Here is a 24,956-nt window from a genome sequence, read left to right on the forward strand (position 1 = left end):
GTGCGTGCGCGGCTTGAGCGTGCACAGTGCCGCCTTTCGCGCATCCGTGCGCATCGGGCGGCGCATTCTGGAACCCGCCGCACGTCGCGAGGCCGTTCGTGAAGACGTCCAGGTCGCGCGGGTCATCAGCGCAGTCGCGATTGTCATGTCTACGCACACGCGGCTTCGCACGGGATTTACACGGCACGGCAATACTCGGAGCCAAGGGGATCCACGGCCCTGGCGCGAGCGACCATCGCGCAGGGCCAGCCGTCGCATCACCGCAGTGCGCTGTCGTCCGCTTCCGCTCCATACAAGGCTTCTCCCGCATCCCCCCTGGGCCCGTCGGCGGCCACCACCTGCAACACGCTCCCATGCAGTGCCGCGCTCCACCGCGCCTGCGATGCAGGCGCCCCGCACCGGGCCGCTTCGCGTGGCCCGGCCTCCTCGCTCCTCCCCGCCACCGAGGGAAGATCATGGTCGCCATCATCGAATCCCGCCCCCCGCCAGCCAACGACGTCGTGGCCCTGCCGCGCCCGTTCGCGCCGGCGGTCACGCCGCTGTTCACCGATCCGCGCCGCGCCGCGCACGAACGCGCCAGCGTGGACTGCATGGGCCGTCGCCTGGCGCGGCTGCTCGGGCGCGAGTTCCGCGCCCAGGCCTTGCCCGGCCTGCCCGGCTACTTCATCCCGATGGAAACCCTGACCCGCGAGGAGGCCGCGATGCGCGGCATCGGCTGCGCCGCGCATCTGTTCGGCGGCGTCGTGCCGCACGCCTTCGTCGCCACCAAGCTGGTCACCCACGGCCTGGTCGAAGGCGGCGCCCATGCGCCGGACGGCTGGGCGCACGCGCTGGGCGATGCGCTGGGCGATGCGGTGCTGCCGGGCTATTCGGTGTTCACCGCCGCGGACCTGCGCCGCGCCGTCGCCGACCTGCTGGCGCAGGGGCGCGTGCGCTGCAAGTTGGCCCACGCGCGCGGCGGCAACGGCCAGCGCGTGGTCGATTCGCTGTCGGCGCTGGAGGCGTGGCTGGCCACCGTGGACGCGGACGAGATCCAGGCCGGCGTGGTGGCCGAACTGAACCTGGAGGAGGCCGTGACCTTCAGCGTCGGCTGCGTGGAGGTGGGGGGACAGTCCATCGCCTACTTCGGTACCCAGCGGACCGTGCGCACGCCGCGCGGCGAGGAGGTCTATGGCGGCTCGCAGCTGCGCGTGGCGCGCGGCGGGCTGGACCAGCTGCAGCACGTGCCGCTACCGGCGCAGGCGCACGAGGCGATCGCCAAGGTCCAGCACTACGAGGCGCAGATCGTCGCGGCCTATCCGGGCTTCTTCGCCTCGCGCCGCAACTACGACCTGGTCCATGGGTTGGATGCGGATGGCCAGGCGCGCTGCGGCGTGCTGGAGCAGTCCTGGCGCTTCGGCGGGGCCAGCCCGGCCGAGATCCTGGCGCTGGAAGCGCTGGCCGCCCAGCCGGACATCGCCTGGCTCGATGCCAGTACCCACGAGCGCTGGCGCGATGAGCCCGTGCCCGACGACGCGGTGGTGTACTTCGACGGCCAGGTGGCTTCACTCGGGAGATTGGTGAAATACGCTAGGGTCTCGCTCGATGGATGTCACGCTTGAGCACATCGGCTTCGAAGTCGACGACGCCGCGCTGTCCGGCACGCTGCTGGCGCCGGCCCGCGCGCTGCCCGGCGTGCTGTTCGTCCACGGCTGGGGCGGCAGCCAGGACCACGACCTGGCCCGTGCGCGCGAAGCCGCCGGCCTGGGCGTGGTCTGCCTGACCTTCGACCTGCGCGGCCACGAGGGCGATGCGCAGATGCTGGAGCGGGTCACGCGCCAGCAGAACCTGGACGATCTGCTGGCGGCCTACGACTGGTTCGTGCAGCAGCCCAACGTCGATGGCAATGCGATCACGGTGGTCGGCATCAGCTACGGCGCCTACCTGGCCGCGATCCTGTCCTCGCTGCGCCCGGTGCGCTGGCTCGCGCTGCGCACGCCGGCGCTGTACAAGGACGAGGGCTGGGAGCTGCCCAAGCGTCAGCTGCACCAGGACCCGGACCTGATCCCGTTTCGCCATCGCCAAGTGCAGTGGAAGGACAATCGCGCGCTTCGCGCCTGTGCCGAGTTCCGCGGCGACGCGCTGATCGTGGAGGCCGAGCTGGACCAGATCATTCCGCACCAGGTGATCGAGAACTACATGGCGGCCTTCACCCGTGCCCGCTCGCGCACCTCGCGGGTGATCGCCGGCGCCGACCATGCCTTTTCCGAGAAGCCGGCCCAGCGCACCTACACCACGGTGCTGGTGAAGTGGCTGACCGAGATGGTGGTGGGTGCCCGCGAGCAGGCCGCGCGCGAGAAGATCGACGAGCGCAAGCGGGTACGGGACGGGAAGACGCCGTCGGCTTCGCCGCAGACGGTGGCCAAGGCGGACGCGGCGACGAAGTAGGCGGGTGATAGCTTGCTGGCGCGTCCCGGCCAGTGGCACGTCTATGGACGCTCCAGATGACGCGCGGCGACGGCCTCAGGATGCCGGCGTCAGGTAGCGCGCCAGGACCGTGATCGCATCGTCCAACGCCTGCGCCTGCGCACCCTGTGCCAGACGCCGATAGGTCGCCGCGGCATCGCGGCGGATGTGGATCTCATCCTCGATCAGGCGGCGCAGTGCGGCCTCGTCCAGCGAGCGTCGCGGGACTTCCACCGCGGGGTCGCCGAAGGAGTGGACCACATAGGTGTCGTGGCGATCGCCGACCGCCACCGCCTGCGCGTTATCGACGGCGGCGATCAGTTGCCGCAGCACCGCGACCTCGGCGGCGTTGCGCGCGCGCATGGCTGTGGTCAGGTCGGCCTTGAGGCGCGTCACGAGGCGCTGGGCTGCATCGGCGGTCATCGGCGCATGGTCGCCGCGCAGCGGGCGCGCGGGCAAGCGCTGCGCGCGTCCGAAACCGAATTCCCGCGCCTGCTTTCCCGCTTCGCGGGCATGTCGAGCGCCACTTCGACCGCAACAGCACACGCGATCGGCGCGATGCCTGGCGCTGTTCCGGATGACGATCCGAAGGTGCTGGTTCGCCGCTGTCGTTGCCGCGCGGCTTACTCGCGCTTGCCGCGCAGCCGCTCCAGCACCCCTTCCAGCGTATCCAGGTCGGTGTAGTGGATCACCAGCTTGCCGCGCCCGTTGCGCCCGTGCGCGATGGCCACGGTCGTGCCCAGCGTCTCGGACAGCTCGTTCTGCAGCGAGGCGATATCGGCCTGCGGCACCGCGCGGGCCGGCTTCTTCTTGCCGCTGACCGGCACCCGGCCGGCGGCGAACTGCGAGGCGCGATGCTCGACCTCACGCACCGACCAGCCTTCGTCGGCGGCCTCGGACGCCAGCTTGCTGGCCAGCTCCGGCGACAGGGTGAGCAGCGCGCGGGCGTGGCCCATCTCCAGCCGGCGCGCCTCGAGCAGCGCGCGGATCGCCGGCGGCAGCTCCAGCAGGCGCAGCAGGTTGGACACCGCCGCGCGCGAACGGCCGACGGCCTCGGCGGCCTGGCCATGGGTCAGCGAGAATTCGTTGATCAGCCGCTGCAGCGATTGCGCCTCTTCCAGCGGATTGAGGTCCTCGCGCTGGATGTTCTCGATCAGCGCCATGGCGATGACGGTGCGATCGTCGAGCTCGCGCACCACCACCGGCACTTCGGCCAGACCGGCCTGCTGCGAGGCGCGCCAGCGGCGCTCGCCGGCGACGATCTCGTAGCGGCCATCGTCCTGCTGGCGCACCACGATCGGCTGGATCACGCCCTGGGCCTTGATCGAGTCGGCCAGCTCGTCCAGCTTGGCCGGGTCCATCGCCATGCGCGGCTGGTAGCGGCCCGGCTGCAGCTGCCCCACGGGCACGTTGCGCAGGACTTCGCCTGGCTGGGCCTCGGCCGGTGCGGTCTCGGCGGCCTTGGGGCCGAGCAGCGCTTCCAGGCCGCGGCCCAGGCCGCGCTTCTTGGGGGCGGCGGACATCAGTAGGTCTCCATGGGGGATTGCGGAGCGCGCGTGCGCTCCTGCTGGCGCCGGATCAGCTCGCCGGCCAGGCCAAGATACGCCACGCCACCGCGCGAGGTCCGGTCGTAGCCGACGATGCTCTGGCCGTGGCTGGGCGCCTCGGCCACGCGGACGTTGCGCGGCACGATGGTGCGGAACACCTTGTCGCCGAAGTGTTCGATGAGTTCGGCCGAGACCGCGTTGGCCAGGTTGTTACGCACGTCGAACATGGTGCGCAGCACGCCCTCGATCTCCAGCTTCGGGTTGAGCCGGCCGCGGATGGCGCTGATGGTGTCCATCAGCGCCGACAGGCCTTCCAGCGCGTAGTACTCGCACTGCATCGGCACCAGCACCGCGTCGGCGGCGGTCAACGCGTTGAGCGTCATCAGCGACAGCGCCGGCGGGCAGTCGATCAGGATCCAGTCGTAATCGGCGCGCAGCGGCTCCAGCGCGGCCTTCAGGCGCTGCTCGCGCTCGGGCTGGTCCATCAGCTGGATCTCGGCGGCGGTCAGGTCGATGTTGGCCGGCAGCAGGTCGAAGTCCTCGGCCGTGCGCACGATCGCCGCGCGCGCCTCGCATTCGCGCAGCAGCACCTCGAAGGCCGAGGCCTCGATCTGGCGCTTGTCCACGCCGCTGCCCATGGTCGCGTTGCCCTGGGCATCCAGGTCCACCAGCAGCACGCGCTGCGGCGCGCGCGCCAGGCCGGCGGCGAGGTTCACGGCGGTGGTGGTCTTGCCCACGCCACCCTTCTGGTTGGCGATGGCGACGATACGGGCCATGCGAGGGCGTGTCCTGGGCGGATGGGGAAAGGAACGGGGGATTATGCGGGTTTCGGTCAGGCGCGTCCCACCGTGACCAGGTGACGCTCGCCGTCCTGGCCGGGCACCGCCAGCGGCACGGCGTCCACCAGTCGCCAGCCGGCGGGCAGGGCGGCGATCTCCGCGTGCGGCATCACGCCCTTCATCGCCAGCAGCAGGCCATCGGGCTTGAGCAGGTGGCCACCTACCTCGATGATGCCGGCCAGCGTGTCCAGCGCGCGGGCGGTGAGGCGGTCGAACGCGGCCGGGCGATCCAGCGCCTCGGCGCGGCTCTCGGCCACGCTGGCGTTGGTCAGCCCCAACTGACGCACGGCTTCGCGCAGGAAGCGCGCCTTCTTGCCGTTGCTCTCCACCAGGGTCACCTGCAGCCGCGGATGGGCGATGGCCAGCGGGATGCCGGGCAGACCGGGGCCGGTGCCCAGGTCGGCCAGCGTGCCCTCGGACACGAAGCGATGCATCGCCAGCGAGTCGAGCAGGTGGCGGGTGACCATCTGCCGCGGATCGCGCACGGCGGTGAGGTTGTAGGTGCCGTTCCAGCGCACCAGCAGCGCCAGGTAGGCCAGCAGCGGCGGCGCCAGCGCGGCGGACAGGCCGAGGTCGGCCAGCCCGTCGCGCAGCGGCGCCTCCAGGCCGGCGGGGAGGGAGTCGTGGGTCATCCCGGTGATTTTATCGCAGGCCCATGGCCGCACCGCCGGGCGCCGCACGCCAGGCCACCGCCGCCAGATAGTGCCGATGCGGCTGCCACTGCTGCAGCGTCCAGTCCGAAGGCGCGCCCAGGCGCGGATCGCAGGCGACCAGGCGCAGCGGCGCGCCTTCCAGGGCGTCGAGGCCGCCGACGGGCGCGAAGGTCAGCCGCTCCAGTCCGAACGAGATGCCATGCCCGTGCGCCTTCAGCAGCGCTTCCTTGGCGCACCACAGGCGCAGGAAGGCGCCGGTGCGCTCGTGCTCGGGCAGCGCGCGCAGGGCCTGCGTCTCGGCGGGGGCGAAGAAGCGTTCGGCCAGTTCCAGCGCGCGCGGACGCGGACGCAGGCGTTCGACATCGACGCCCAGTTGCACCTGGGGTCCGGTCGCCAGCAGCAGGGCGTCGCCGCTATGGCTCCAGCCGACATCGTGCGCGGCCAGGGCGCCTTCCAGCCGCGGGCGCCCGCGTGGATCGCGCTGCAGCGGCAGCGCCTCCGGGTCGGTGCCGAACCAGTCCGCCAGCAGCGGACGCGCGACCGGCTCGCCCGAACCGCGCGCAGGATGCGAGGTCCACCACACCTGCAGCGGCCCGACGCGGTGCTGCGCGAAGAATGTTTCGCTCGGTTCAGCCATGTGCATGCGCCAGGCCGCGCAATGGAAATTCATCGGAGAACCGGCCCTGCGTCTGTGAAGGCCGTAGCGCGCGGCGGCCCGCGCGACCCTGATTTTCAAGGGGTTTGGCGCATGTCGGGCGGCTTTCGTATACGACGGTTTCACGCCTGCGGCCGCCAAATCGTCCCACCCCCGCGACGGGGCTTTTCACCCTACGAATCGAGGAGAGCATCATGGGCATCATCATCTGGTTGATTGTGGGCGGCGTCGTTGGCTGGCTCGCCAGCATCATCATGCGTCGTGACGCCCAGCAGGGCATCATCCTGAACATCGTCGTCGGCATCGTCGGTGCCGCCATCGCCGGTTTCCTGGGCGGCGGCAGCATCAACCAGGCCATCACCGTCGGCACCTTCCTGTGGTCGCTGCTCGGTGCGGTGATCCTGCTGGCGATCGTGAACCTGTTCACCCGCAAGAGCGTGCGCTGAGCGCAGGCGACACGGCGCGCAGCGCGCGCCAGCGAGGACATGGAAAGACCCGGGCTTGTCCCGGGTCTTTTTTTGGCTGCGGTTGTTGCACGGGTGCCGCTCAGACGATTTCCACCCAGGCCGGCGCATGGTCGCTGGGGCGTTCGAGCTTGCGCGGGGCGCGGTCGATGCCGGCGGCGACCACCTGCGGCTTGAGCGCGTCAGAGACCAGGGTGAGGTCAATGCGTAGCCCCAGGTTGCGGCGGAACGCGGCCATCCGGTAGTCCCACCAGCTGAAGACGCCGGCCTCCTCGCTGTGCAGGCGGAAGGCGTCGTGCAGGCCGAGGCCGAGCAGCGCCCGCAGCGCCTCGCGCTCGGCCGCCGAGGTGAGGATGTGGTGCTCGTTCCAGACCTCCGGATCGTGCACGTCGCGCGCGTCGGGGGCGATGTTGAAATCGCCCAGCACCACCAGCCGCGGATGCATGGCCAGTTCGGCCTTGATCCATTCGCGCACGGCCTCCAGCCAGCGCAGCTTGTAGCCGTACTTGTCGGTGCCCACGTCCTGTCCGTTGACCACATACAGGTTGACCACGCGCACGCCGCCGACGGTGCCGGCGATCACGCGCTTCTGCTCGTCCTCGAAACCGGGAATGCCGACCTGCACGTCCTCGATCGCCCCGCGCGCCAGCAGCGCCACGCCGTTGTAGGTCTTCTGCCCGGCGAACACGCTGCGGTAGCCGGCCGCGGCCAGGGCAGCGTCGGGGAACTTGTGATCCTCCAGCTTGGTTTCCTGGATGCCGACCACGTCCGGCGAGAACTCGGCCAGCCACTGTTCCAGGTGCGGCAGGCGCACGTTGAGCGAGTTGACGTTCCAGCTGGCGATCTTCATGGGCGGCGGCGCGGCGGCAAGGGCGGCACAGCCTAACCCAGGCCGGCCGTTACACTGCGCGCATGAGCAATCTGCGCCCCTTCCTGGACAAACGCCCCGTGCTGGGGCAGCGCGTGTACGTCGACCCGGCGTGCACGGTGATCGGCGATGTCGCGTTGGGCGACGATGTCTCGGTGTGGCCGGGCACGGTGATCCGCGGCGACGTCAACCACGTGCGCATCGGCGCGCGGACCAACGTGCAGGACGGCACCATCATCCACGTCAGCCACCACAGCCCTTACAACAAGGGCGGCTATCCGACCCTGATCGGCGAGGACGTCACCGTCGGCCACGGCACCATCATCCACGCCTGCACCATCGGCGATGCCTGCCTGATCGGCATGGGCGCCTGCGTGCTCGATGGCGCGGTCGTCGCGCATCACGCCTTCATCGGCGCCGGCGCGGTCGTCGGTCCGGGCAAGCGCGTGGGCAGCGGCGAGCTGTGGGTCGGCAATCCGGCGCGCCCGGTGCGGCAGCTGTCGGACAAGGACATCGAAGGCCTGCTGTATTCGGCCCAGCACTACGTGCGGCTGAAGGACCAGTACCTGGGCCAGGACAACGGCTGACCGGGTTGTCAGCCGGCCTTGCCTCGGGCGACACTCGGCGCCCCGGGCATGGGGATGCCCACATGGATGAAGGGGAAAGACGATGCGGACGACGCTTCGCGGCCTGGCGGTCGCGTGCCTGATGGCGCTGGCCATGCCGGTGCTGGCCGATGAGGGGCAGCAGGCCCAGCAGCTGATCGACAGCCTGCAGTTCCGCAGCGGCCAGATCGAGGTCGGCCCGGCCCACGCGCACTTCAACCTGGGCACGCAGTTCCGCTATCTGGACAAGGCCGACGCCCGCAAGGTGCTGGAGCAGCTCTGGGGCAACCCGGAGGACGACAGCGTGCTGGGCATGGTGGTGCCCACCCATCCGGGCCTGGATGAGCAGGACGGCTGGGCGGTGGTGGTGACCTACGACGACGAGGGTTACGTCTCCGACGCCGATGCGTCCAAGATCGATTACGACGAACTGCTCAAGCACATGCAGGAGGGCACGCGCGAGGCCAACGCCGAACGCGAGAAGGCCGGCTACGGCCGCGTCGACCTGGTGGGCTGGGCGGTGCCGCCGCGCTACGACGCCGGAGCCAAGAAGCTGTACTGGGCCAAGGAGCTGGCCTTCAACGGTCAGCCGGACCACACGCTCAATTACGACATCCGCGTGCTCGGCCGCCATGGCTATCTGAGCCTCAACGCGGTCTCGGCGATGGACGAACTGCCGAAGGTGCAGGCCGGCATGCAGCAGCTGCTGCCGATGACCGAGTTCGACGCCGGCGCGCGCTACGCCGACCACAACCCGTCCACCGACAAGGTCGCCGCCTACGGCGTGGCCGCGCTGATCGGCGGTGGCCTGGCCGCCAAGACCGGCCTGCTGGCCAAGCTGGGCCTGCTGCTGGCCAAGTTCGGCAAGCTGCTGTTCCTGGGCGTGGTGGCGGCGGCCGCGGCGGTGAGGAAGTTCTTCGCCTCGCGCAAGGCCAAGGCCTCGGCGACGGTGCGCTGAACTCAGGGCGCCGTCGCCGCTTCCAGCGCGGTGAGGAAGGCCAGCGCTTCGCCGCGTGAAGCGCCGCACATCGACGGCCGCGGACGCAGGCTGGCGCACACGGCCGGGCGTTCGGGCCGGCCGAAGATCCGGCAGCGCAGGGCCTCGTCCAGCTGCACGCAGGGCACGCCGGCCGGCTTGCCCTGCGGCATGCCGGGGATCGGCGAGCTGATCGACGGCGCGATGCAGCAGGCGGCGCAGCCGCTGCGGCAGGAGACGGGCATGGACATCGCGGCAGTGTAGGCCCTGGGCGGGCCGACGGCGGGGTGGGCAAGTCGCGCGGCGCTCGCTACAGTCTGGCCGGGGCAGGGACGACGGCAGGCATGCACAGGCAGGCGTGGGTTCTTCAACGGGACGCTCGATGACGGCCATCGCACAGGAGGCCGCACCGGCCGTGGTGCTCGATACCGTGCGCGAGGTGGTCACGCCAGAAGGCGTGTCGCTGCAGCTGCCCGCCGCCGGGCCGGTCCCGCGCGCGGTGGCCTGGGGCGTGGATCTGGTGGTGCGGGTGGCGCTGATGTTCGCCGTCACCCTGCTGCTGGGCCTGCTGGGCAAGTTAGGCGGCGGCCTGAGCCTGATCGTCGCCTTCCTCCTGCAATGGGGCTACATGATCGTGCTCGAGGCGCTGTGGCACGGGCAGACCCTGGGCAAGCGGGCGATGCGCCTGCGCGTGGTGCTGGCCAATGGCGCGCCGATCGGCTGGCCGGCGTCGATCACCCGCAACCTGCTGCGCGTGGTGGACATGCTGCCCTTCGGCTACGCCGCCGGGCTGGTGGTGAGTCTGATCGATCCATCCGCGCGCCGGCTGGGCGACCTGGCGGCCGGCACGCTGGTCGTCCATGCCGAGCACGCCGAGCCGCCGGCGCCGGCGCCGATCAATGCCGTGGTGGTGCCGCGCGCCACGCTGCGCCCCGCCGAACAGGCGGCCATCGTCGCCTTCGGCGAACGCGCGCCGCAGCTCACGCCCGAGCGCCAGGTCGAACTGGCCGACCTGCTCGAGCCGCTGACCGGCGCGCGCGGCCCGGCCGGGGTGCTGCGCCTGTTCGGCATGGCCAACTGGCTGCTGGGGCGGCGATGAGGCAGGAGCAGTTCGTCGCACGCCACCAGCGCGAGTGGCAGGAGCTGGAGGACTGGCTGCGCACGCGCGCCGATGCGCGCCGCGCGCAGGACGCGCGCAACACCGGCGCGCTGGGCGACGAGGCCATGCCGCAGCGCTACCGGCGCATCGCCCAGCAGCTGTCGCTGGCGCGCCGCCGCGGCTACAGCGCGCAGGTCACCGGGCGCCTGCAGACGCTGATGGAACAGGGCCACCAGGTGCTCTACCGCACCCCGCCGCTGCGCTGGCGCACGGCGCTGGAGTTCCTGATGGCCGGTTTCCCGCGGCTGGTGCGCAGCCAGGCCCGCTGCATGTGGGTGGCGCTGGTGCTGTTCGGCGCGCCGCTGGTGACCATGACGGTGCTGCTGCAGTTCCGCCCCGAGCTGATCCATGCGCTGATGGATCAGCGCATGGTGGCGGCGATGGAGCGCATGTACGACCCGTCCAATCCGCGCATCGGTCGCGACAGCGGCAGCGACTGGATGATGTTCGGCGTCTATATCCGCAACAACATCGGCATCGGCCTGCAGACCTTCGCCAGCGGCCTGGTGGCGGGCGTGGGCAGCCTGGTGGTGCTGGTGAGCAACGGGCTGACCATCGGGGCGGTGTTCGGCCATCTCACGCGGATCGGCTCGGGCGGGCCGCTGTGGAGCTTCGTGTGCGGGCACGGCGCGTTCGAACTGACCGCCATCGTCATCGCCGGCGGCGCCGGCCTGCAGCTGGGCCTGAGCTGGCTGGCGCCGGGGCGGCGCACGCGCGGGCAGGCGCTGATGCAGGCCGGCATCGTCGGGGCGCGGCTGTGCCTGGGCGTGGCCTTCATGCTGCTGGTGGCGGCCTTCGTCGAGGCGTTCTGGTCCTCGGTCGCCAGCATCCCGTATGCGGTGAAGTACGCCGTGGCGGCGGTGCTGTGGACCGGGGTGATCGTCTGGCTGTGGCGCGGCGGGCGCGGCGGCGCGGACAAGGAGCACGATGCGCGCTGAGCAGCTCACGGTCGAACTGCGCGCGCGCTCGCCCTGGGAGGCGGTCGAGCTGGGCACCGCGCTGGTGCGCCGCCACGCCGGTGCCATCTGGAGGCCATGGCTGTGGCTGGCGCTGCCGGTGTTCGTGCTGGTCAACGCCGGCGCCTGGGCGCTGTCCTCGCCGCTGGCCTCGTGCCTGGTGCTGTGGTGGATCAAGCCGCTGTTCGACCGCGTTCCCCTGTATGTGATCTCGCGCGGCGTGTTCGGGCAGGCGCCGACCACGCGCCAGACCCTGGCCGCGCAGCTGCGCTGGGGCTGGCGGCCGATGCTGGGCTATCTGACCTGGCGCCGCTTCAGCGGCGCGCGCAGCCTGTTCCTGCCGATCGAGACGCTGGAAGGCGAGCGCGGCGCGCGCCTGCGGGCGCGCCGGCGCGTGCTGGGCGCGACGCTCTACGGCAACGCCCTGGTGCTGACGCTGGCGTTCCTGGGCTTCCAGCTGGCGCTGACGCTGGCGGGCGTGGCGATGGTGGCCGTGTTCGTGCCGATCGACTACCTGCCGCAGGCCGCGCGCGCGGGACTAGCGCTGCTGTCCGATCCGCCGCTGTGGGCACAGCTGGGCTTCAACGCCTTCTTCTGGATCGCCATCGGTGCGGTCGAGCCGTTCTTCGTCGGCGCCGGCTTCGGCCTGTATCTCAACCGGCGCACGCAGATCGAGGCCTGGGACGTGGAGATCGCCTTTCGCCGGCTGCGCCAGCACCTGCTGGCCGCGTCCGCGCCGCTGGTGCTGCTGCTGGCGCTGGTCGGGGTGGCGCCGCTGCGCGCGCAGCAGCCGGCGCCGGCCAGCGAGGCGCCGCCGCCCGGGGTGGAGCAGGTGTTCGAAGGCCAGCGCGTGGACGACGCGCGCTTCCGGCAGGCGGTCGCACGGGCCTATCGCGACCCGCTGATCGATCGCCATCGCACCGACCACACCTGGCAGCGCCGCCGGCCGCCCGAGGTCAGCGAGCCGCCCAAGCTGGACATGGGCTGGCTGGAAAGCGTGCAGCGCGTGCTGGCGTTCATCGGCGAGTGGGGGCTGTGGATCGTGCTGGGGCTGCTGGTGGTGTTCCTGCTCGTCAGTGCGCGCCACTGGTGGCCGTGGATGCGCGGGGTGCGCACGCCGCGGCCGGTGCCGGCGCCGGTGACCACCGGCGTGGTCGAACTGCCGCAGGTCCTGCCGCCGGACATCGCCGCCAGCGCGCGCCGGCTGTGGGCACAGGGCCAGCCGCGTCACGCTCTGGCCCTGCTGTATCGCGCCAGCGTCGAGGCGATGGCCGAGCGTGCCGGCGTGGTGCTGCCGCCCGGCGCGACCGAGGCGCAGTGCCTGCGCGCCGCGCAGCGCCAGCCCGAGGACGCCGACCGTGGCCTGTTCGCGCGCATGGTGCGGGTGTGGCAGTACGCGGCCTACGCGCAGCGCCTGCCGCAGCCCGAGGAATTCGAGGCGCTGGTCGGCGCCCTGCAGGCGCGCTACCGGTGGCCGGCATGAGCCAGAGCACGCGTGGCGCCAAGCCGGCCCTGATCACGCTGGCCACCTGCACGGTGCTGTTCGTGCTGGTGGCGTGGTTCGTGCACACCTACGAGCGCGTGGCGCGCCGCGTCGACCTGCCGCCGGTCGGCGAGGCGGCGTGGAACCCGCTCTACGTCCTCAAGCAGGCGCTGCGCGCCGATGGCGTGGCGGTGGAAGCGCGCCCGCGCCTGGACCTGGACATCGCCCGGCTGGGGCGGCGCGACACGCTGGTGCTGCTGGACGATCCGCGCTATCTCGACGCCGCGCGCGCATCGGCGCTGCTGGACTGGGTCGCGCGCGGCGGGCACCTGGTGGTGCGCGCGCCACCGGGCGAAGCGTTCGGCCTGCGCGAATCGATGCCGCTGCTGGAGGCGCTGAAGCTGGAGCCGATGCCGGTCGGCGGCTGCGAGCGGTTCCAGGTGCGGGGCCAGCCGCCGCACGTGGAGTTCTGCGGCGCGCGGCGGTTCGGACTGCGGGGCGCGCAGCCGGTGCTGGCCTGGGGCAACCTGCGCGACGGCTACGTCTACGCGCGGCTGGCGCGCGGCCAGGGTTTTGTCGACGTGCTGGCCGACGTGGATTTCCTGCAGAACGGCGCCGCGCCACGTCCCGGCGACGATGGCCGCGGCCTGCGCGCGCCGACGCACCAGGTGCTGGCCCGGCAGGTGCTGGCGCCCAACTACGGCCACGGCACCATGCACCTGGTCTACGCCACGCAGATGCCGTCGCTGTGGCGCACGCTGGTCGAGCGCGGCTGGCCGGTGTCGGTGCCGCTGCTGCTGGCGCTGCTGGCCTGGATGGCCCTGCGCGCGCAGCGCTTCGGACCGCTGCAACCTCCGCCGGCCCCGGCGCGCCGCTCGCTGCTCGAGCATGTGCGCGCCAGTGGCGAGCACCTCTACCGCTATCGCCGCGAAGTGCTGCTGTACGCCGCCGCGCGCGGCGCGTTCCTGGCCAGGCTCCGGCGCAGTGATCCGGTGGCCGCCGCGCTGAGCGGCGCCGCCCAGGCCGATGCGCTGGCGCGGCGCTTCGACCTGCCGGCCGCGCGCGTGGCGCGCGCGCTGCAGACCCCGACCGGCCGCGAGCGCCGCGAGTTCGCCGACCGTATTTCCCTGCTGATGTCCATGAGGCAACGACTATGAGCGAGTTCCCCCACGCCGCGCTGCCGGCCATCGAAGGCGCCGCCGACCGCGTGGCCGCCGTGCGCACCGAGGTGGCGCGCGCCTTCATCGGCCAGCCGCGGGCGCTGGACCAGATCCTGATCGCGCTGCTGGCCGGTGGTCACGTGCTGATCGAAGGCGTGCCGGGCCTGGGCAAGACCCTGCTGGTGCGCGCGCTGGCGCAGGCGCTGTCGCTGGACTTCGCGCGCGTGCAGTTCACCCCGGACCTGATGCCCAGCGACGTGTCGGGCCATGCGGTGTTCGACCCGGGCACGCAGCGCTTCGAGATCCGGCGCGGGCCGGTGTTCACCCACCTGCTGCTGGCCGACGAGATCAACCGCGCGCCGGCCAAAACCCAGTCGGCGCTGCTGGAGGCGATGCAGGAAGGGCAGGTGACCATCGAGGGCCAGTCCTTCCCGCTGGCGCCGCCGTTCCTGACCCTGGCCACGCAGAATCCGGTCGAACAGGAAGGCACCTATCCGCTGCCCGAGGCGCAGCTGGACCGTTTCCTGCTGAAGGTGCTGATCGACTATCCGGCGCTGGAGGACGAGAAGCGCATGGTCGATGCGATCACCACCGGTCGCACCGCCGCCGACTTCGACCTGAGCCAGGTGCGCTGCGTGGCCTCGGCCAGCGATGTGGTCGCGCTGCAGCGCGCCACCGCGCAGGTGCAGGTGGACGCGCAGGTGATCGACTACGCCGTGCGCCTGGCCGCCGCCACGCGCAGCTGGCCGGGCATCGCGCTGGGCGCCGGGCCGCGCGGCAGCATCGCGCTGGTGCGGGCGGCGCGCGCGCAGGCGGTGCTGGGCGGGCGCGACTTCGTGATTCCCGACGATGTGCGCGAGGTGGCGCTGCCGGCGCTGCGTCATCGCATCGCGCTGGCGCCGGAGCTGCAGATCGAGGGGCAGTCGCCCGACGACGTGCTGGCCGCGCTGCTGGCCAAGGTCGAGGCGCCGCGCAAGTGAGCTCGCTACCACGCTTTCGTGGGAGCCGCCATGGCGGCGATGAGGCTTTCCCGGGAAAGCCCCTCGCCGCCATGGCGGCTCCCACCAGGCGGGCGCTCACGGCGGCATCGTGGCGATGAGGCCAGCCCCGCCACTGATCGCGCTGCTGTGCGCCTGGGGCGCGTCCGGGCTGGCGGTGCTGTTCGCCGAGCTGCCGCTGCTGGCCTGGCAGGGCATCGGCGCGGCGATCGCGACGCTGGCGTTCATCGATGCGCTGGCGCTGTGGCGCCGGCCCGCGCCCCTGGTGCAGCGCCGCGTGCCCGAGGCGCTGGCGCTGGACCTGCCGCGCGAGGTGCAGCTCACGCTCGCCTCGCCCGGGCGCGCGCAGCGCGTGGAGGTGTTCGATCTGCATCCGGGCGCCTGGCCCGCGCAGGGCCTGCCGCGCGCGCTGGTCCTGGCGCGCGACGCCACCGCCACCTTCGCCTACACGCTGCGCCCCATCGCGCGCGGCGATGCCTGGTTCGCCGGCGTGCAGCTGCGCCTGGCCTCGCCGCTGCGGCTGTGGAAGCAGGCGCGCGTGGTCGGCGCGCCGCAGGCGGTGCGCGTGTACCCGGACTTCGCGCCGCTGGCCCGGCTGGCCTTGTTCAGCGCCGACCAGGCCTCGCGGCTGGTCGGCGCGCATCTCAAGCGCCGCAGGGGCGAGGGCACCGACTTCAACCAGATGCGCGAGTACCGCGTCGGCGACAGCCTGCGCCAGATCGACTGGAAGGCCACCTCGCGCGCGCGCAAGCTGATCTCGCGCGAGTATCAGGACGAGAAGAACCAGCAGCTGGTGCTGGTGCTGGACACCGGCCGGCGCATGCTGGCGCGCGAGGACGGGCTGGCGCATTTCGACCATGCGCTCAATGCCGCGCTGGTGGTGGCCTACCTCGCCTTGCGCCAGGGCGATGCCGCCGGCCTGCTGTCCGCCGGCGAGCAGCCGCGCTGGGTGCCGCCGCGACGCGGCATGGCCGGCATCGACACCCTGCTGCGCGCGGCCTACGACCTGCAGCCCTCGGCCACCGCCTGCGACTACCTCGCGATGGCCAGCGAACTGTCCGCACGCCAGCGCCGCCGCGCGCTGGTGATGCTGGTGACCAACGTGCGCGACGAGGACATCGAGGACCTGCTGGCGGCCGTGCACCTGCTGCGCCGCCGGCACCTGGTGTGCGTGGCCAGCCTGCGCGAGGCCGAGCTGGACCAGGCGCTGGACGCCGAGGTCGCCGACCTGTCCGGCGCCATCCAGGCCGGCGCGGTGGCCCGCTATCTCGAACAGCGCGCCGCGGCCCACGACGCCCTGCGCGGCCATGGCGTGATGGTGCTGGATGTCACCACTGCCCAGCTGCCCGCCGCGCTGGTCGAGCGCTATCTGGCGGTCAAGCGCGAGGGGTTGCTGTAGTCGACTGCTCGCGGGAAGAACTCATCGCTCGTCGCCACGCTTCACCGAGAAAACGTGATTGATCGCGGCCAACAACAGCCAAACAAAGGCGGCAGCGACGTAGAACAGGATGGTCCCGGTCAAAGCGAGCGACAGCGAAGAACTCACCATGCCGCGATAGACCAACCCCGATCGGCCGATCAGACCTTCGCCGGAGGCAAGTAGCGACTCTGGGAAGAAAAAGGCCGGTAGCGCCAGGCAAAGGGCAAGGATCAGAAGGAAAAGCCGGTCGGGTAGTCCACCCGGGCGGAGGGGGAGATGCTGCATGCTCGACCGCTGCAACGCCATCGACAGCGGCACCAGCAGACCGTAGCCCAGGACAACATAGACCCAGGCGCGTCGTTGATCCTGCGGTAGGGCGACCGCGGCAAATGGACCGAGCCTGGCTGCCGCATCGGCAACGAGCGCAAGCGCGAGACTTGTCACCGCCACCAGCAAGAGGCTTTTCCGGTCCTTGCGATTCCGTGCTTCAAACCCGATCAGATCCGGCCTTGGATCCCTCATTTGCGTTCCTGACTCGCTGTTCATCCGGTAGCGTGGCTTGATTCTAAGACACGAATCGGATCAGGCGTAGGAGCTCTCACGCGCCCGTTGCTGTTGCCGTGCGGCATGAAGCACTAGCCGTCGCAGTTGGTGCGGGTATCGCGCTCACGGCTAAGTGGATGTTGTAGGCGCGATCGTCTTCCTTGCTGCATGCGCCTCGCCGTACCGGCGGTCCGCTTAAACCGGCGGCAAAGGCGGCGGCTGGTTCTTTCGCGCACGCAGCAGCGGCACGGCAGCCGAGACGGCCAGCAGCAGGAAGCTCACTTCCCAGAGGTAGAAGCCTTCGCCGAAGGCCTGGCGCATGACATTCATTCCGCCCTCGTCCAGCGGAAAGCGGTCCACGCGCACCGTGTCCAGTCCCACCCCGAATGCGAGCAGACTCAGGACGAGGACCACGCGCGTGCGGCGCATGAGGTAGGCGATCAGCGCCGCCGCGTACAGGCCGTTCGCCAGCCAGGCGAAACAGGAGGAATCGGCCAGCGGGAGGGCGCCGAAGATCAGCAGCACCAGCCCGATCAGGTACGAGCCGCCGCCGTACAGCGCAGGCAGGAACAGCGACACGCCGTACAGCAGCACGCTGGCGATCAGCAGCGCATGGGATTTCAGGAATCGCATCAGGCCTCGTCCTTGTATCGCCCTCCACCGCGCCCAGTCTGCCGCCGCGCTCAGGCGTAGAACACCCCGGGCGCCTCATCGATGATCGCGTGCGGCAGGAAGCGCGCGCTGTCGCGGGTGATGCGGGTGTCGTCCTCGCGGATGCCGATGCCGCAGGCGCTATCGCCGATCACCCAGCTGCCGATCAGCGGGTAGCGGCCGTCGAAGGCGGTCAGCGGATGGGCCGCCTGGACGATGCACGGTCCGGCATAGGGGCCGTCGCTTTCCTGCCAGCCGCCATCGGCCAGGTGCAGGGCGATGTTGGCGCCCTCGCGCGAATGCAGCGGCTTGCGCACCCGGCCCGCGCGCAGCGGCGTGCCGTCGTCGAAATGCGCTTCCAGCAGGTTGGGATGGCCGCGATGGCGCTGCCACAGCAGCGGCAGCAGGCCCTTGTTGCTCAGCACCGCCTTCCACGCCGGTTCCAGCAGCTGCAGGCCCGAGGCCGGCAGGGCACGGCCGAACTCCTCGGCCAGCAGGTCCTCCAGCGGGTACAGCTTGAACAGCGTGCCGATCACGCCATCGTCCAGGTCGGTGAAGCGGCCGTCCTCGGACAGGCCGATGTCCTCGATGGCGACGAACTCGCTCTCCAGCCCCGCCTGGGCCGCGCAGTCGCGCAGATAGGCGACCGTGCCGCGGTCCTCGGTGGAGTCGCGCACGGCCGCGAAGCGCAGCGGGCCGTGCAGGGCGGGCGCGATCTGCCCGAAGCGCGCCACCAGCGCCTCGTGCAGCGCGTTGAACTGGTCGGCCTGCGCCGGCAGCCGCTGCGCGGCGCGCTGGTCCTCCAGCCACTGCCACTGGAAGAACGCGGCCTCGAACAGGGACGTGGGCGTGTCGTAGTTCAGCTCGTACAGCTTGGCCGGCCCGCGTCCGTCGTAGGCCAGGTCCAGCCGGCCGTACAGATGCGGCTGACGCTGCTGCCAGCTCTCGGCGATCCAGGACCAGGCGAACTGCGGGATCGCCAGGCGTTCGAGCAGCTGCGCGTCGCGCACGATGTCGTCCACCAGGTCCAGCGCCATGGCGTGCAGCTCGGCGCTCGGATCCTCCAGGTCGTCCTCGATCTGGCGCAGGGTGAAGGCGTAGTACGCGCTTTCGTCCCAGTACGGCGCGCCGTCGATGGTGTGGAAGTCGAAGCCGCACTCGGCCGCCTGCGCGCGCCAGTCGCCGCGCGGGGTGATGGCGATGCGGCGCATGTCAGCCGCCGAAGCTGGCGCGGCCGCTGCTGCGCGCGCCGAAGCCGCCGCGGCTGACGGTCACGGCGCGGTTGGGCGTGGCGTTGACCGGGGTCATGCCGGTGGTGCCGGTGCGGAACGCGCCGGAGGTGTCCGGCCGCGCGCCCGGGGTGGGCCGCAGCCAGCCGTTGTCGCGGTTCTGGTAGGCCGGCGCGGCGTTGAAGCCGGCGCGGTTGTTCAGCATCTGCGACATGAAGAAGCCAGCCATCAGCGGGCCGATGAACGAGTGCCCCTGGCTGTCGCGCTGCTCGGCGCAGCGGTCCTCGCCCCAGTCCACCTTGCACTGCTCGCGCGTGGCGTAGCGCGGCGCCTGGTCGGCCGACTGCTTCTGGGCGCTGTCGAAGGCCTGCTTGCAGCTGGCCGCGTCGCCGGTCTCTCGCGTGCAGGCCTCGACCGTGGTGTACAGGCCCTGGCGGACGTCCGGCTCGTTCTGGCAGGCGGTGAACAGCAGGGGCGCGGCGCCCATCAGCAGCAGGCGCGTGGTGGTGGAGCGTTTCATCGGGGTCCGGTCAGGGGCGGGCGATGGGCCCATGATGCCTGCAGCGCCGGGCGCCTGGCCCTACATGGCTGAACGGTCAGTTGCAGCAGCAACGGAGCAAACGGAGGAAAATGCCGGCTTTCCGCCGCACGCCAGCCTTCGCGCTCGCTCAAGACCGACCGCCATGCCCGAGTACCGCTCCAGGACCTCCACCCACGGCCGCAACATGGCCGGCGCCCGCGCGCTGTGGCGCGCGACCGGCATGCAGGACGCCGACTTCCACAAGCCGATCATCGCCATCGCCAACTCCTTCACCCAGTTCGTGCCCGGCCATGTGCATCTGAAGGACCTGGGCCAGCTGGTGGCGCGCGAGATCGAGCGCGTGGGCGGGGTGGCCAAGGAGTTCGACACCATCGCGGTGGACGACGGCATCGCCATGGGCCATGACGGCATGCTCTATTCGCTGCCCAGCCGCGAGATCATCGCCGACTCGGTCGAGTACATGGTCAATGCGCACTGCGCCGACGCGCTGGTGTGCATCTCCAACTGCGACAAGATCACCCCGGGCATGCTGATGGCCGCCTTGCGCCTCAACATCCCCACCGTGTTCGTCTCCGGCGGGCCGATGGAGGCCGGCAAGACCCGGCTGGCCGATCACAAGCTGGACCTGATCGACGCGATGGTGATGGCGGCCGATCCGAACGCGACGGACGAGCAGGTCGCCGCGGTCGAGCGCAGCGCCTGCCCGACCTGCGGCTCGTGCAGCGGCATGTTCACCGCCAACTCGATGAACTGCCTGACCGAGGTCCTGGGCCTGTCGCTGCCGGGCAACGGCACCGTGGTGGCCACCCATGCCGACCGCGAGGCGCTGTTCAAGCGCGCCGGCGTGGCCGCGGTCGAGCTGTGCCATCGTTGGTACGGCGCGGAAGATCCCACCGCGCTGCCGCGCGGCATCGCCACGTTCGAGGCCTTCGAGAACGCGATGACGCTGGACATCGCCATGGGCGGGTCGACCAACACCATCCTGCATCTGCTCGCCGCCGCGCAGGAGGGCGAGGTGCCCTTCGACATGCGCGACATCGACCGCCTCTCGCGGCGGGTGCCGCAGCTGTGCAAGGTCGCGCCGAACACGCAGAAGTACCACATCGAGGACGTGCACCGCGCCGGCGGGATCATGGCGATCCTGGGCGAGCTGGCGCGCGGCGGGCTGCTGCACACCGAGGTGCCCACCGTGCACGCGCGGACGCTGGCCGAGGCCATCGCCAGGTGGGACGTGACGACCGCGCAGGACGAGGCCGTGCAGACCTTCTACAAGGCAGGCCCGGCCGGTATCCCGACCCAGATCGCCTTCAGCCAGGCCACGCGCTGGCCGTCGCTGGACGTGGACCGCGCGCAGGGCTGCATCCGCAGCGTCGAACACGCCTATTCGGCAGAAGGCGGCCTGGCCGTGCTCTACGGCAACATCGCCCGCGATGGCTGCGTGGTGAAGACCGCCGGCGTGGACGAATCCATCCACGTGTTCGAAGGCACGGCGAGGGTGTTCGAGAGCCAGGATGCGGCGGTCAAGGGCATCCTCGGCGATGAGGTCAAGGCCGGCGACGTGGTGGTGATCCGCTACGAAGGCCCCAAGGGCGGCCCCGGCATGCAGGAAATGCTCTACCCGACCTCGTATCTGAAATCCAAGGGCCTGGGCAAGCAGTGTGCGCTGCTCACCGATGGCCGCTTCTCCGGCGGCACCTCGGGCCTGTCCATCGGCCACGCCTCGCCGGAGGCCGCCGCCGGCGGCGCCATCGGCCTGGTGCGCGACGGCGACCGCATCCTGATCGACATCCCCAACCGCGGCATCAACCTGCTGGTCTCCGACGAGGAGCTCGCCGCCCGCCGCGCCGAGCAGGACGCCAAGGGCTGGAAGCCGGCACAGCCGCGCCCGCGCAAGGTCAGCACCGCGCTGAAGGCCTATGCGCTGTTGGCCACCAGCGCCGACAAGGGCGCCGTGCGCGACAAGGCCCTGCTGGACGGCTGAGGCGGCCGGCGTGGTCAAGCCCAGGGTGTCCACGGCAAGATGCGGGCTCCTGACCGGGAGCCCGCCATGCATCGACTCGCCTGCCTGCTGATCGTTCCGCTGCTGGGGTTACTGGCCCCGCAGGCCCACGCCGACGACACCCGCCTGTGGGACGTCTACGCCCAGCAGCTCAAGGGCGTGAAGTACGTATCGCTCTCGCATGTGATCGCGCCGGACATTCCGGTGTGGCACGGCTTCGGGCCCTCGACGTTCGAACCGGCGCGAGATCCGGCCGATGGCCATGCCTACACCTACGCCAAGGACGGGTTCGAGGCCACGCGCTACACGCTGGCCACCGACCAGCTGGGCACCCAGCTCGATCCGCCCGCGCACTGGGCACCGGAGTATCCATCCATCGACGAACTGCCGGCCAGCTACACCCTGCGCCCGCTGGTGGTGATCTCCATCGTCGAGCAGGTCAAGCGCGACCCCGGCTATGCGCTGAGCGTGGCCGACATCGAGGCCTTCGAGCGGCGCCATGGCCGCATTCCGGAAGGGGCGGTGGTCTTCGTGCGTTCGGACTGGTCCAGGCGCTGGCCGGATCCGGCGCTGGCCAGACTTGAGCGCTTCCCGGGCGTGTCGCTGCCGGCGCTGAAGTTCCTGCACGAACAGCGCCACATCCTGCTGCACGGGCACGAGCCGCTGGACACCGACGACAGCCCCAAGCTGGAAGGCGAGGCCTGGCTGATGCACCACGGCTACGCCCAGGCCGAAGGCGTGGCGCACCTGGACCAGGTGCCGGAAGTCGGCGCGCTGGTGGCGATCGGCTTCCCACGGTTCAAGGGCGGCACCGGCGGCTACGCCAGCTTCACCGCGATCTGCCCGCCCGACTGGCCGCACGGTGTGGCCGCCGATCCGCGTCGTGATGCGCCGCTGCCGCGGTCGGACAAGCCGCTGCACTGGGATGCCGGCAAGGGCGTGCGCGTGCGCTGAGCGGCACTTGCCCGCATGCCGCCGGCGACCAAGAATCCGCCATCACCCACGGAGCAGCGCGATGAAGCGAGTCACGGGAATCGGCGGGATCTTCTTCAAGGCGCGCGATCCGGCCGCCCTGGCCGCTTGGTATCGCGATCACCTCGGCCTGGAGGTGGCCGGCTGGAACGGCGCCATCTTCAGCTGGGGCGGCGAGGGCAGCGAGCCCGGCATGACGCTGTGGAGCCCATTCGCCGCCGACACCACGTACATGGCGCCGGGCACCGCGTCGTTCATGGTCAACTTCCGCGTCGCCGATCTCGATGCGCTGCTGGCCGCGCTGCGCAGCGAAGGCTGCCATGTGCTGGAGGACACGCAGTCCTCCGAGCAGGGCAAGTTCGGTTGGGTCATCGACCCGGAAGGCAACAAGGTCGAGCTGTGGGAGCCGCCCGCGGGGCAGTGACCGCCGCGCGCGTCACCAGATCAGGTCGTCCGGCACCTTGAAACGGTCCTGGTCGTAGAAGTCGTCGTCGCCTGCCGGCGCGGCGCTGTCCGCGGAAGACGACGTTTCATCCGCCGCCTTGCGGCCATGGTCGAGCAGCACGAACGCGGCATCGCGCTCGTAGACCTTCTGCGCGGCGGCGCGCGGGATCAGCTCCACGCCCTCGCCATGGCGCACGATCACCAGCGCGCCACTGGCCAGCTGGGCGCGCAGCGCGGTGTCGACCAGCACGGTGCGGATCGCCTTGCCGTCGTTGAAGCGGTACTCGACCTCGCCGCCGCGCTTGACCTTGTGCGTGTCCACGATCTGGCGGATCTGCGCCAGCAGCTCCTGGCGCTTGGCCTGCGCATTGCGCTCGGCGGCCAGGGCGCGGTCGCGCTCGGCGCGTTCGGCCTGCAGCCTGGCGGCATCCACGCGGTCCGCGTCGGCAGGCGGCCTGGCCTGGCCCTTGGCCAGACGCGCCTTGACCTGATCGCGGGCGATCTGGTCGGCCTTGCCCTTCTTGACCAGGCCGGCTTTGAGCAGCTGCTCCTGCAGGGGATTGCGCATGGGTGGAACGTGTCGTCGAACTCGGGTGGGCAGTGTAGCGCCGGGACCAAGCGCGCCGCGCGCGAGTGAGCTTCACTGGCCTCAAAGGCCGCGGCGTTCCGCACGCCTTGCGTTGCCCAGGAAGTCGCCGTCAAACCCGTCCACCGTCATTCCCGCGAACGCGGCAATCCAGCGGCTTTCACGCAGAAGCCAACTTCCCGACTACCCGCGTCTGCGGGAACGACGGAGGTTCGCAGACGCCGCCCGCTGCGCGCCGGATGGCAGGCAGCCGGTGCGGACCAGGCGATCAGCGGCCGCCGCTTACGACGGCCATGCCGCTCAGGGCGCGGCCTGCACGCAGTAGCGGTTGGACGAGGCGATGCCCGAGGCATCCTCGGCGATGAACTCGATGCGCGCCGGCTCGGTCTTGCCGTGCTTGCCCTGCTTGGCCGGCACCAGTTCGGTGCGGTAGAGACCGGCGAGGTGGCAGATGCCCTCGATCTCCTGCGTGTTGCCGCGGACGCCGATCCGCAGCGCCTCTTCCGGCGCGCCGGAAGAGGCGACGGTGAAGGCGTTGCTGTCCTTGTCGTTGCACTTGGGTTCGTGCAGGGACTCCAGGTCGAGCACGACCACCTGGTGGTCTTCCTGCGGCGGCGCGCTGTCGACGACGTTGTCGGCGGTGACGGCGGGCTTCCACACCGGGATCGGCGTGCGGCCATCGCCGGCTTTGCAGGTCGGCACGCCGGGCACCAGGTCGCCGACCGAGGCCATCGCCGGCGGGCCGGACTGCGACGGAACGGGCTGCGGGACATTGTCCTGCGGCGGCAGGGTCGGGGCCGAGGCACCGGGCGCGCCGGGCGCGATCGGGTTGGCGCCGGCGCTGGAGGCGGTGCAGTTGCCGTTGCTGCAGATCTCGCCCTGTTCGCAATCGGGGTTGGCCTTGCACTCCGCGGGCGCCGGCTCGGACACCGGCGGCGGCGCGGTCGGTTCCGGCGTGGCGGCGGGTTGGCAGGCGGCGCACAGCAGGAGCAGCGCCGATGCGGCGACTCGTAACTTCATCACGTTCCTCCACGGCCCGATGCCGCGAGCAAGCGCGCATCATGACCGGGAACGGGATTAAAAAGTTGTTGTGCGGGTGCCGGCGGATGGCAGAGCCGGCAGACGCCGCCGCGATCGCTAGTGCGATCGGTTGCGCTGTTCCAGGTAATGCCGCAGCAGCTGGCGCAGCTCGTCCAGCGCGTCGCGGCTGTCTGGCTGCAACGCCAGGCTGCCGGCCGCCTTGATCAGCAGCACCACGGCCTCGGCCGCTGCCGGTGCCTGCGCCGCCGGTACGGTGCCGGCCTGCCGCAGGATGTCGCCCACGCCCTGGCGCATCTGTTCGCGCAGCCGCGCGCGCAGGGCTTCGTCGCCGGTGATCTCCACCAGCACCAGGGCGGCGGTGCGTTCGGCCTTGCGATCCAGGGCCAGGCCGAGCAGCGCATCGGCCAGCGCGTCGGGCGCCAGCGTCGCGGCACGCGCCTCAAGCTCGGACAGCGCCCGGCGCAGGTCCTCGGTGTAGCGCTCCAGCAGCGTCGCCACCACCGCGTCGCGGGTGGGGAAGAACCGGTACAGCGAACCGATCGCCGTGCCCGAGCGGGCCGCGATCTCGGTCATGGTGACCGCCGCGCCGTGGTCGATGAACAGCTGCGTGGCCGCCTCCAGGATCGCCGCGACGCGGTCGCGGCCGCGCTGGCGCTTGGGGGCGACCCCCAGGGTTGACTTTTGCGAGGGCATCCTCACAATTCTCTTATGCGAGTCGATCC

The 24,956-nt window shown here is 71.2% G+C and carries 28 protein-coding genes; 14 read left to right on the forward strand and 14 right to left on the reverse strand.

What is annotated here, in order from left to right; genetic code table 11:
* The first annotated feature begins 455 nt into the window (after positions 1-455).
* Together LAJ50_RS01125 and LAJ50_RS01130 are read left to right on the forward strand one after the other, a co-directional pair.
* The gene (locus tag LAJ50_RS01125; protein ID WP_171044530.1) at positions 456-1,601 is read left to right on the forward strand and encodes a DUF3182 family protein; all 1,146 of its coding nucleotides are present in this window, start codon (positions 456-458) and stop codon (positions 1,599-1,601) included.
* The gene (locus LAJ50_RS01130) at positions 1,585-2,427 is read left to right on the forward strand and encodes an alpha/beta fold hydrolase (RefSeq protein WP_130551218.1); all 843 of its coding nucleotides are present in this window, start codon (positions 1,585-1,587) and stop codon (positions 2,425-2,427) included. Before LAJ50_RS01125 ends, LAJ50_RS01130 begins: the two co-directional genes overlap by 17 nt.
* 75 nt (positions 2,428-2,502) lie before the next feature.
* On the opposite strand, the gene LAJ50_RS01135 is transcribed toward LAJ50_RS01130, so the two are convergent.
* From LAJ50_RS01135 to LAJ50_RS01155, 5 genes are all read right to left on the reverse strand, one after another.
* Entirely contained in the window at positions 2,503-2,868 is a 366-nt protein-coding gene (locus tag LAJ50_RS01135; protein ID WP_138651352.1) for a GatB/YqeY domain-containing protein, read from the reverse strand.
* A gap of 200 nt (positions 2,869-3,068) precedes the next feature.
* A complete protein-coding gene (locus LAJ50_RS01140; protein ID WP_130551216.1) occupies positions 3,069-3,968 on the reverse strand; it encodes a ParB/RepB/Spo0J family partition protein in 900 nt (299 codons plus the stop codon).
* Complete coding sequence (locus tag LAJ50_RS01145; RefSeq protein WP_130551215.1) at positions 3,968-4,768, reverse strand: AAA family ATPase; 801 nt, start codon at positions 4,766-4,768, stop codon at positions 3,968-3,970. The genes LAJ50_RS01140 and LAJ50_RS01145 overlap by 1 nt, the downstream gene beginning before the upstream one ends.
* 56 nt (positions 4,769-4,824) lie before the next feature.
* Positions 4,825-5,463: a 16S rRNA (guanine(527)-N(7))-methyltransferase RsmG gene (rsmG, locus tag LAJ50_RS01150; RefSeq protein WP_130551214.1), complete on the reverse strand. Its 639-nt coding sequence runs from the start codon at positions 5,461-5,463 to the stop codon at positions 4,825-4,827.
* A gap of 10 nt (positions 5,464-5,473) precedes the next feature.
* A complete protein-coding gene (locus LAJ50_RS01155) occupies positions 5,474-6,121 on the reverse strand; it encodes a 4'-phosphopantetheinyl transferase superfamily protein (protein ID WP_138651351.1) in 648 nt (215 codons plus the stop codon).
* A gap of 212 nt (positions 6,122-6,333) precedes the next feature.
* Here LAJ50_RS01155 and LAJ50_RS01160 point away from each other — a divergent pair, with 212 nt between their 5' ends.
* Positions 6,334-6,585 carry a GlsB/YeaQ/YmgE family stress response membrane protein gene (locus LAJ50_RS01160; RefSeq protein ID WP_130521611.1) on the forward strand — a complete coding sequence of 84 codons (252 nt, stop codon included), beginning with the start codon at positions 6,334-6,336 and terminating at the stop codon, positions 6,583-6,585.
* Between the two features lie 100 nt (positions 6,586-6,685).
* On the opposite strand, the gene xth is transcribed toward LAJ50_RS01160, so the two are convergent.
* Entirely contained in the window at positions 6,686-7,453 is a 768-nt protein-coding gene (gene xth, locus LAJ50_RS01165) for an exodeoxyribonuclease III (RefSeq protein WP_138651350.1), read from the reverse strand.
* A gap of 62 nt (positions 7,454-7,515) precedes the next feature.
* Here xth and LAJ50_RS01170 point away from each other — a divergent pair, with 62 nt between their 5' ends.
* Together LAJ50_RS01170 and LAJ50_RS01175 are read left to right on the forward strand one after the other, a co-directional pair.
* The gene (locus LAJ50_RS01170; RefSeq protein ID WP_130551211.1) at positions 7,516-8,058 is read left to right on the forward strand and encodes a gamma carbonic anhydrase family protein; all 543 of its coding nucleotides are present in this window, start codon (positions 7,516-7,518) and stop codon (positions 8,056-8,058) included.
* Positions 8,059-8,140: 82 nt separating this feature from the next.
* The gene (locus tag LAJ50_RS01175) at positions 8,141-9,034 is read left to right on the forward strand and encodes a DUF2167 domain-containing protein (protein ID WP_130551210.1); all 894 of its coding nucleotides are present in this window, start codon (positions 8,141-8,143) and stop codon (positions 9,032-9,034) included.
* Between the two features lie 2 nt (positions 9,035-9,036).
* Here LAJ50_RS01175 and LAJ50_RS01180 read toward each other — a convergent pair whose 3' ends face one another.
* The gene (locus LAJ50_RS01180; RefSeq protein WP_130551209.1) at positions 9,037-9,303 is read right to left on the reverse strand and encodes a YkgJ family cysteine cluster protein; all 267 of its coding nucleotides are present in this window, start codon (positions 9,301-9,303) and stop codon (positions 9,037-9,039) included.
* A gap of 131 nt (positions 9,304-9,434) precedes the next feature.
* On the opposite strand from LAJ50_RS01180, the gene LAJ50_RS01185 reads away from it, so the two are divergent.
* The 6 genes from LAJ50_RS01185 to LAJ50_RS01210 all read left to right on the forward strand — a co-directional run bounded on the left by LAJ50_RS01185 (position 9,435) and on the right by LAJ50_RS01210 (position 16,207).
* Positions 9,435-10,151, forward strand: a complete 717-nt coding sequence (locus LAJ50_RS01185) for an RDD family protein (RefSeq protein WP_130551208.1) — start codon at positions 9,435-9,437, stop codon at positions 10,149-10,151.
* Positions 10,148-11,149: a stage II sporulation protein M gene (locus LAJ50_RS01190; RefSeq protein ID WP_138651349.1), complete on the forward strand. Its 1,002-nt coding sequence runs from the start codon at positions 10,148-10,150 to the stop codon at positions 11,147-11,149. The genes LAJ50_RS01185 and LAJ50_RS01190 overlap by 4 nt, the downstream gene beginning before the upstream one ends.
* Complete coding sequence (locus LAJ50_RS01195; protein WP_138651348.1) at positions 11,139-12,650, forward strand: DUF4129 domain-containing protein; 1,512 nt, start codon at positions 11,139-11,141, stop codon at positions 12,648-12,650. Before LAJ50_RS01190 ends, LAJ50_RS01195 begins: the two co-directional genes overlap by 11 nt.
* The gene (locus LAJ50_RS01200) at positions 12,647-13,807 is read left to right on the forward strand and encodes a DUF4350 domain-containing protein (RefSeq protein ID WP_138651347.1); all 1,161 of its coding nucleotides are present in this window, start codon (positions 12,647-12,649) and stop codon (positions 13,805-13,807) included. Before LAJ50_RS01195 ends, LAJ50_RS01200 begins: the two co-directional genes overlap by 4 nt.
* Positions 13,804-14,790, forward strand: a complete 987-nt coding sequence (locus tag LAJ50_RS01205) for a MoxR family ATPase (RefSeq protein ID WP_224096427.1) — start codon at positions 13,804-13,806, stop codon at positions 14,788-14,790. The genes LAJ50_RS01200 and LAJ50_RS01205 overlap by 4 nt, the downstream gene beginning before the upstream one ends.
* A 115-nt stretch (positions 14,791-14,905) precedes the next feature.
* Complete coding sequence (locus LAJ50_RS01210; protein WP_138653790.1) at positions 14,906-16,207, forward strand: DUF58 domain-containing protein; 1,302 nt, start codon at positions 14,906-14,908, stop codon at positions 16,205-16,207.
* Between the two features lie 21 nt (positions 16,208-16,228).
* Here the strand turns inward: LAJ50_RS01210 and LAJ50_RS01215 are convergent, their stop codons facing one another.
* The 4 genes from LAJ50_RS01215 to LAJ50_RS01230 all read right to left on the reverse strand — a co-directional run bounded on the left by LAJ50_RS01215 (position 16,229) and on the right by LAJ50_RS01230 (position 19,171).
* Positions 16,229-16,750, reverse strand: a complete 522-nt coding sequence (locus LAJ50_RS01215) for a hypothetical protein (protein WP_138653788.1) — start codon at positions 16,748-16,750, stop codon at positions 16,229-16,231.
* Positions 16,751-16,966: 216 nt separating this feature from the next.
* Entirely contained in the window at positions 16,967-17,404 is a 438-nt protein-coding gene (locus LAJ50_RS01220) for a hypothetical protein (protein ID WP_138653786.1), read from the reverse strand.
* 50 nt (positions 17,405-17,454) lie between these two features.
* Positions 17,455-18,633, reverse strand: a complete 1,179-nt coding sequence (locus LAJ50_RS01225; RefSeq protein ID WP_138653784.1) for a glutathionylspermidine synthase family protein — start codon at positions 18,631-18,633, stop codon at positions 17,455-17,457.
* Between the two features lies 1 nt (position 18,634).
* Positions 18,635-19,171 (reverse strand): DUF1190 domain-containing protein, encoded by a 537-nt coding sequence (locus LAJ50_RS01230; RefSeq protein WP_130551199.1) that lies wholly within the window; start codon positions 19,169-19,171, stop codon positions 18,635-18,637.
* 163 nt (positions 19,172-19,334) lie between these two features.
* On the opposite strand from LAJ50_RS01230, the gene ilvD reads away from it, so the two are divergent.
* The 3 genes from ilvD (at position 19,335) to LAJ50_RS01245 (ending at position 22,587) form a co-directional block, all read left to right on the forward strand.
* Positions 19,335-21,173, forward strand: a complete 1,839-nt coding sequence (ilvD, locus tag LAJ50_RS01235) for a dihydroxy-acid dehydratase (protein ID WP_138653782.1) — start codon at positions 19,335-19,337, stop codon at positions 21,171-21,173.
* A gap of 66 nt (positions 21,174-21,239) precedes the next feature.
* Complete coding sequence (locus LAJ50_RS01240; RefSeq protein WP_130551197.1) at positions 21,240-22,145, forward strand: cyclase family protein; 906 nt, start codon at positions 21,240-21,242, stop codon at positions 22,143-22,145.
* Between the two features lie 61 nt (positions 22,146-22,206).
* Positions 22,207-22,587: a VOC family protein gene (locus tag LAJ50_RS01245; RefSeq protein WP_138653780.1), complete on the forward strand. Its 381-nt coding sequence runs from the start codon at positions 22,207-22,209 to the stop codon at positions 22,585-22,587.
* 12 nt (positions 22,588-22,599) lie between these two features.
* On the opposite strand, the gene LAJ50_RS01250 is transcribed toward LAJ50_RS01245, so the two are convergent.
* The 3 genes from LAJ50_RS01250 to LAJ50_RS01260 form a co-directional block, all read right to left on the reverse strand.
* A complete protein-coding gene (locus LAJ50_RS01250) occupies positions 22,600-23,175 on the reverse strand; it encodes a DUF2058 domain-containing protein (RefSeq protein WP_138653778.1) in 576 nt (191 codons plus the stop codon).
* Positions 23,176-23,493: 318 nt separating this feature from the next.
* A complete protein-coding gene (locus tag LAJ50_RS01255; protein WP_130551194.1) occupies positions 23,494-24,213 on the reverse strand; it encodes a hypothetical protein in 720 nt (239 codons plus the stop codon).
* Between the two features lie 117 nt (positions 24,214-24,330).
* The gene (locus tag LAJ50_RS01260) at positions 24,331-24,927 is read right to left on the reverse strand and encodes a TetR/AcrR family transcriptional regulator (protein WP_138653776.1); all 597 of its coding nucleotides are present in this window, start codon (positions 24,925-24,927) and stop codon (positions 24,331-24,333) included.
* Positions 24,928-24,956 lie beyond the last annotated feature (29 nt).

Source organism: Pseudoxanthomonas sp. X-1 (genome assembly GCF_020042665.1).
Taxonomy (GTDB): Bacteria; Pseudomonadota; Gammaproteobacteria; order Xanthomonadales; family Xanthomonadaceae; genus Pseudoxanthomonas_A; species Pseudoxanthomonas_A spadix_A.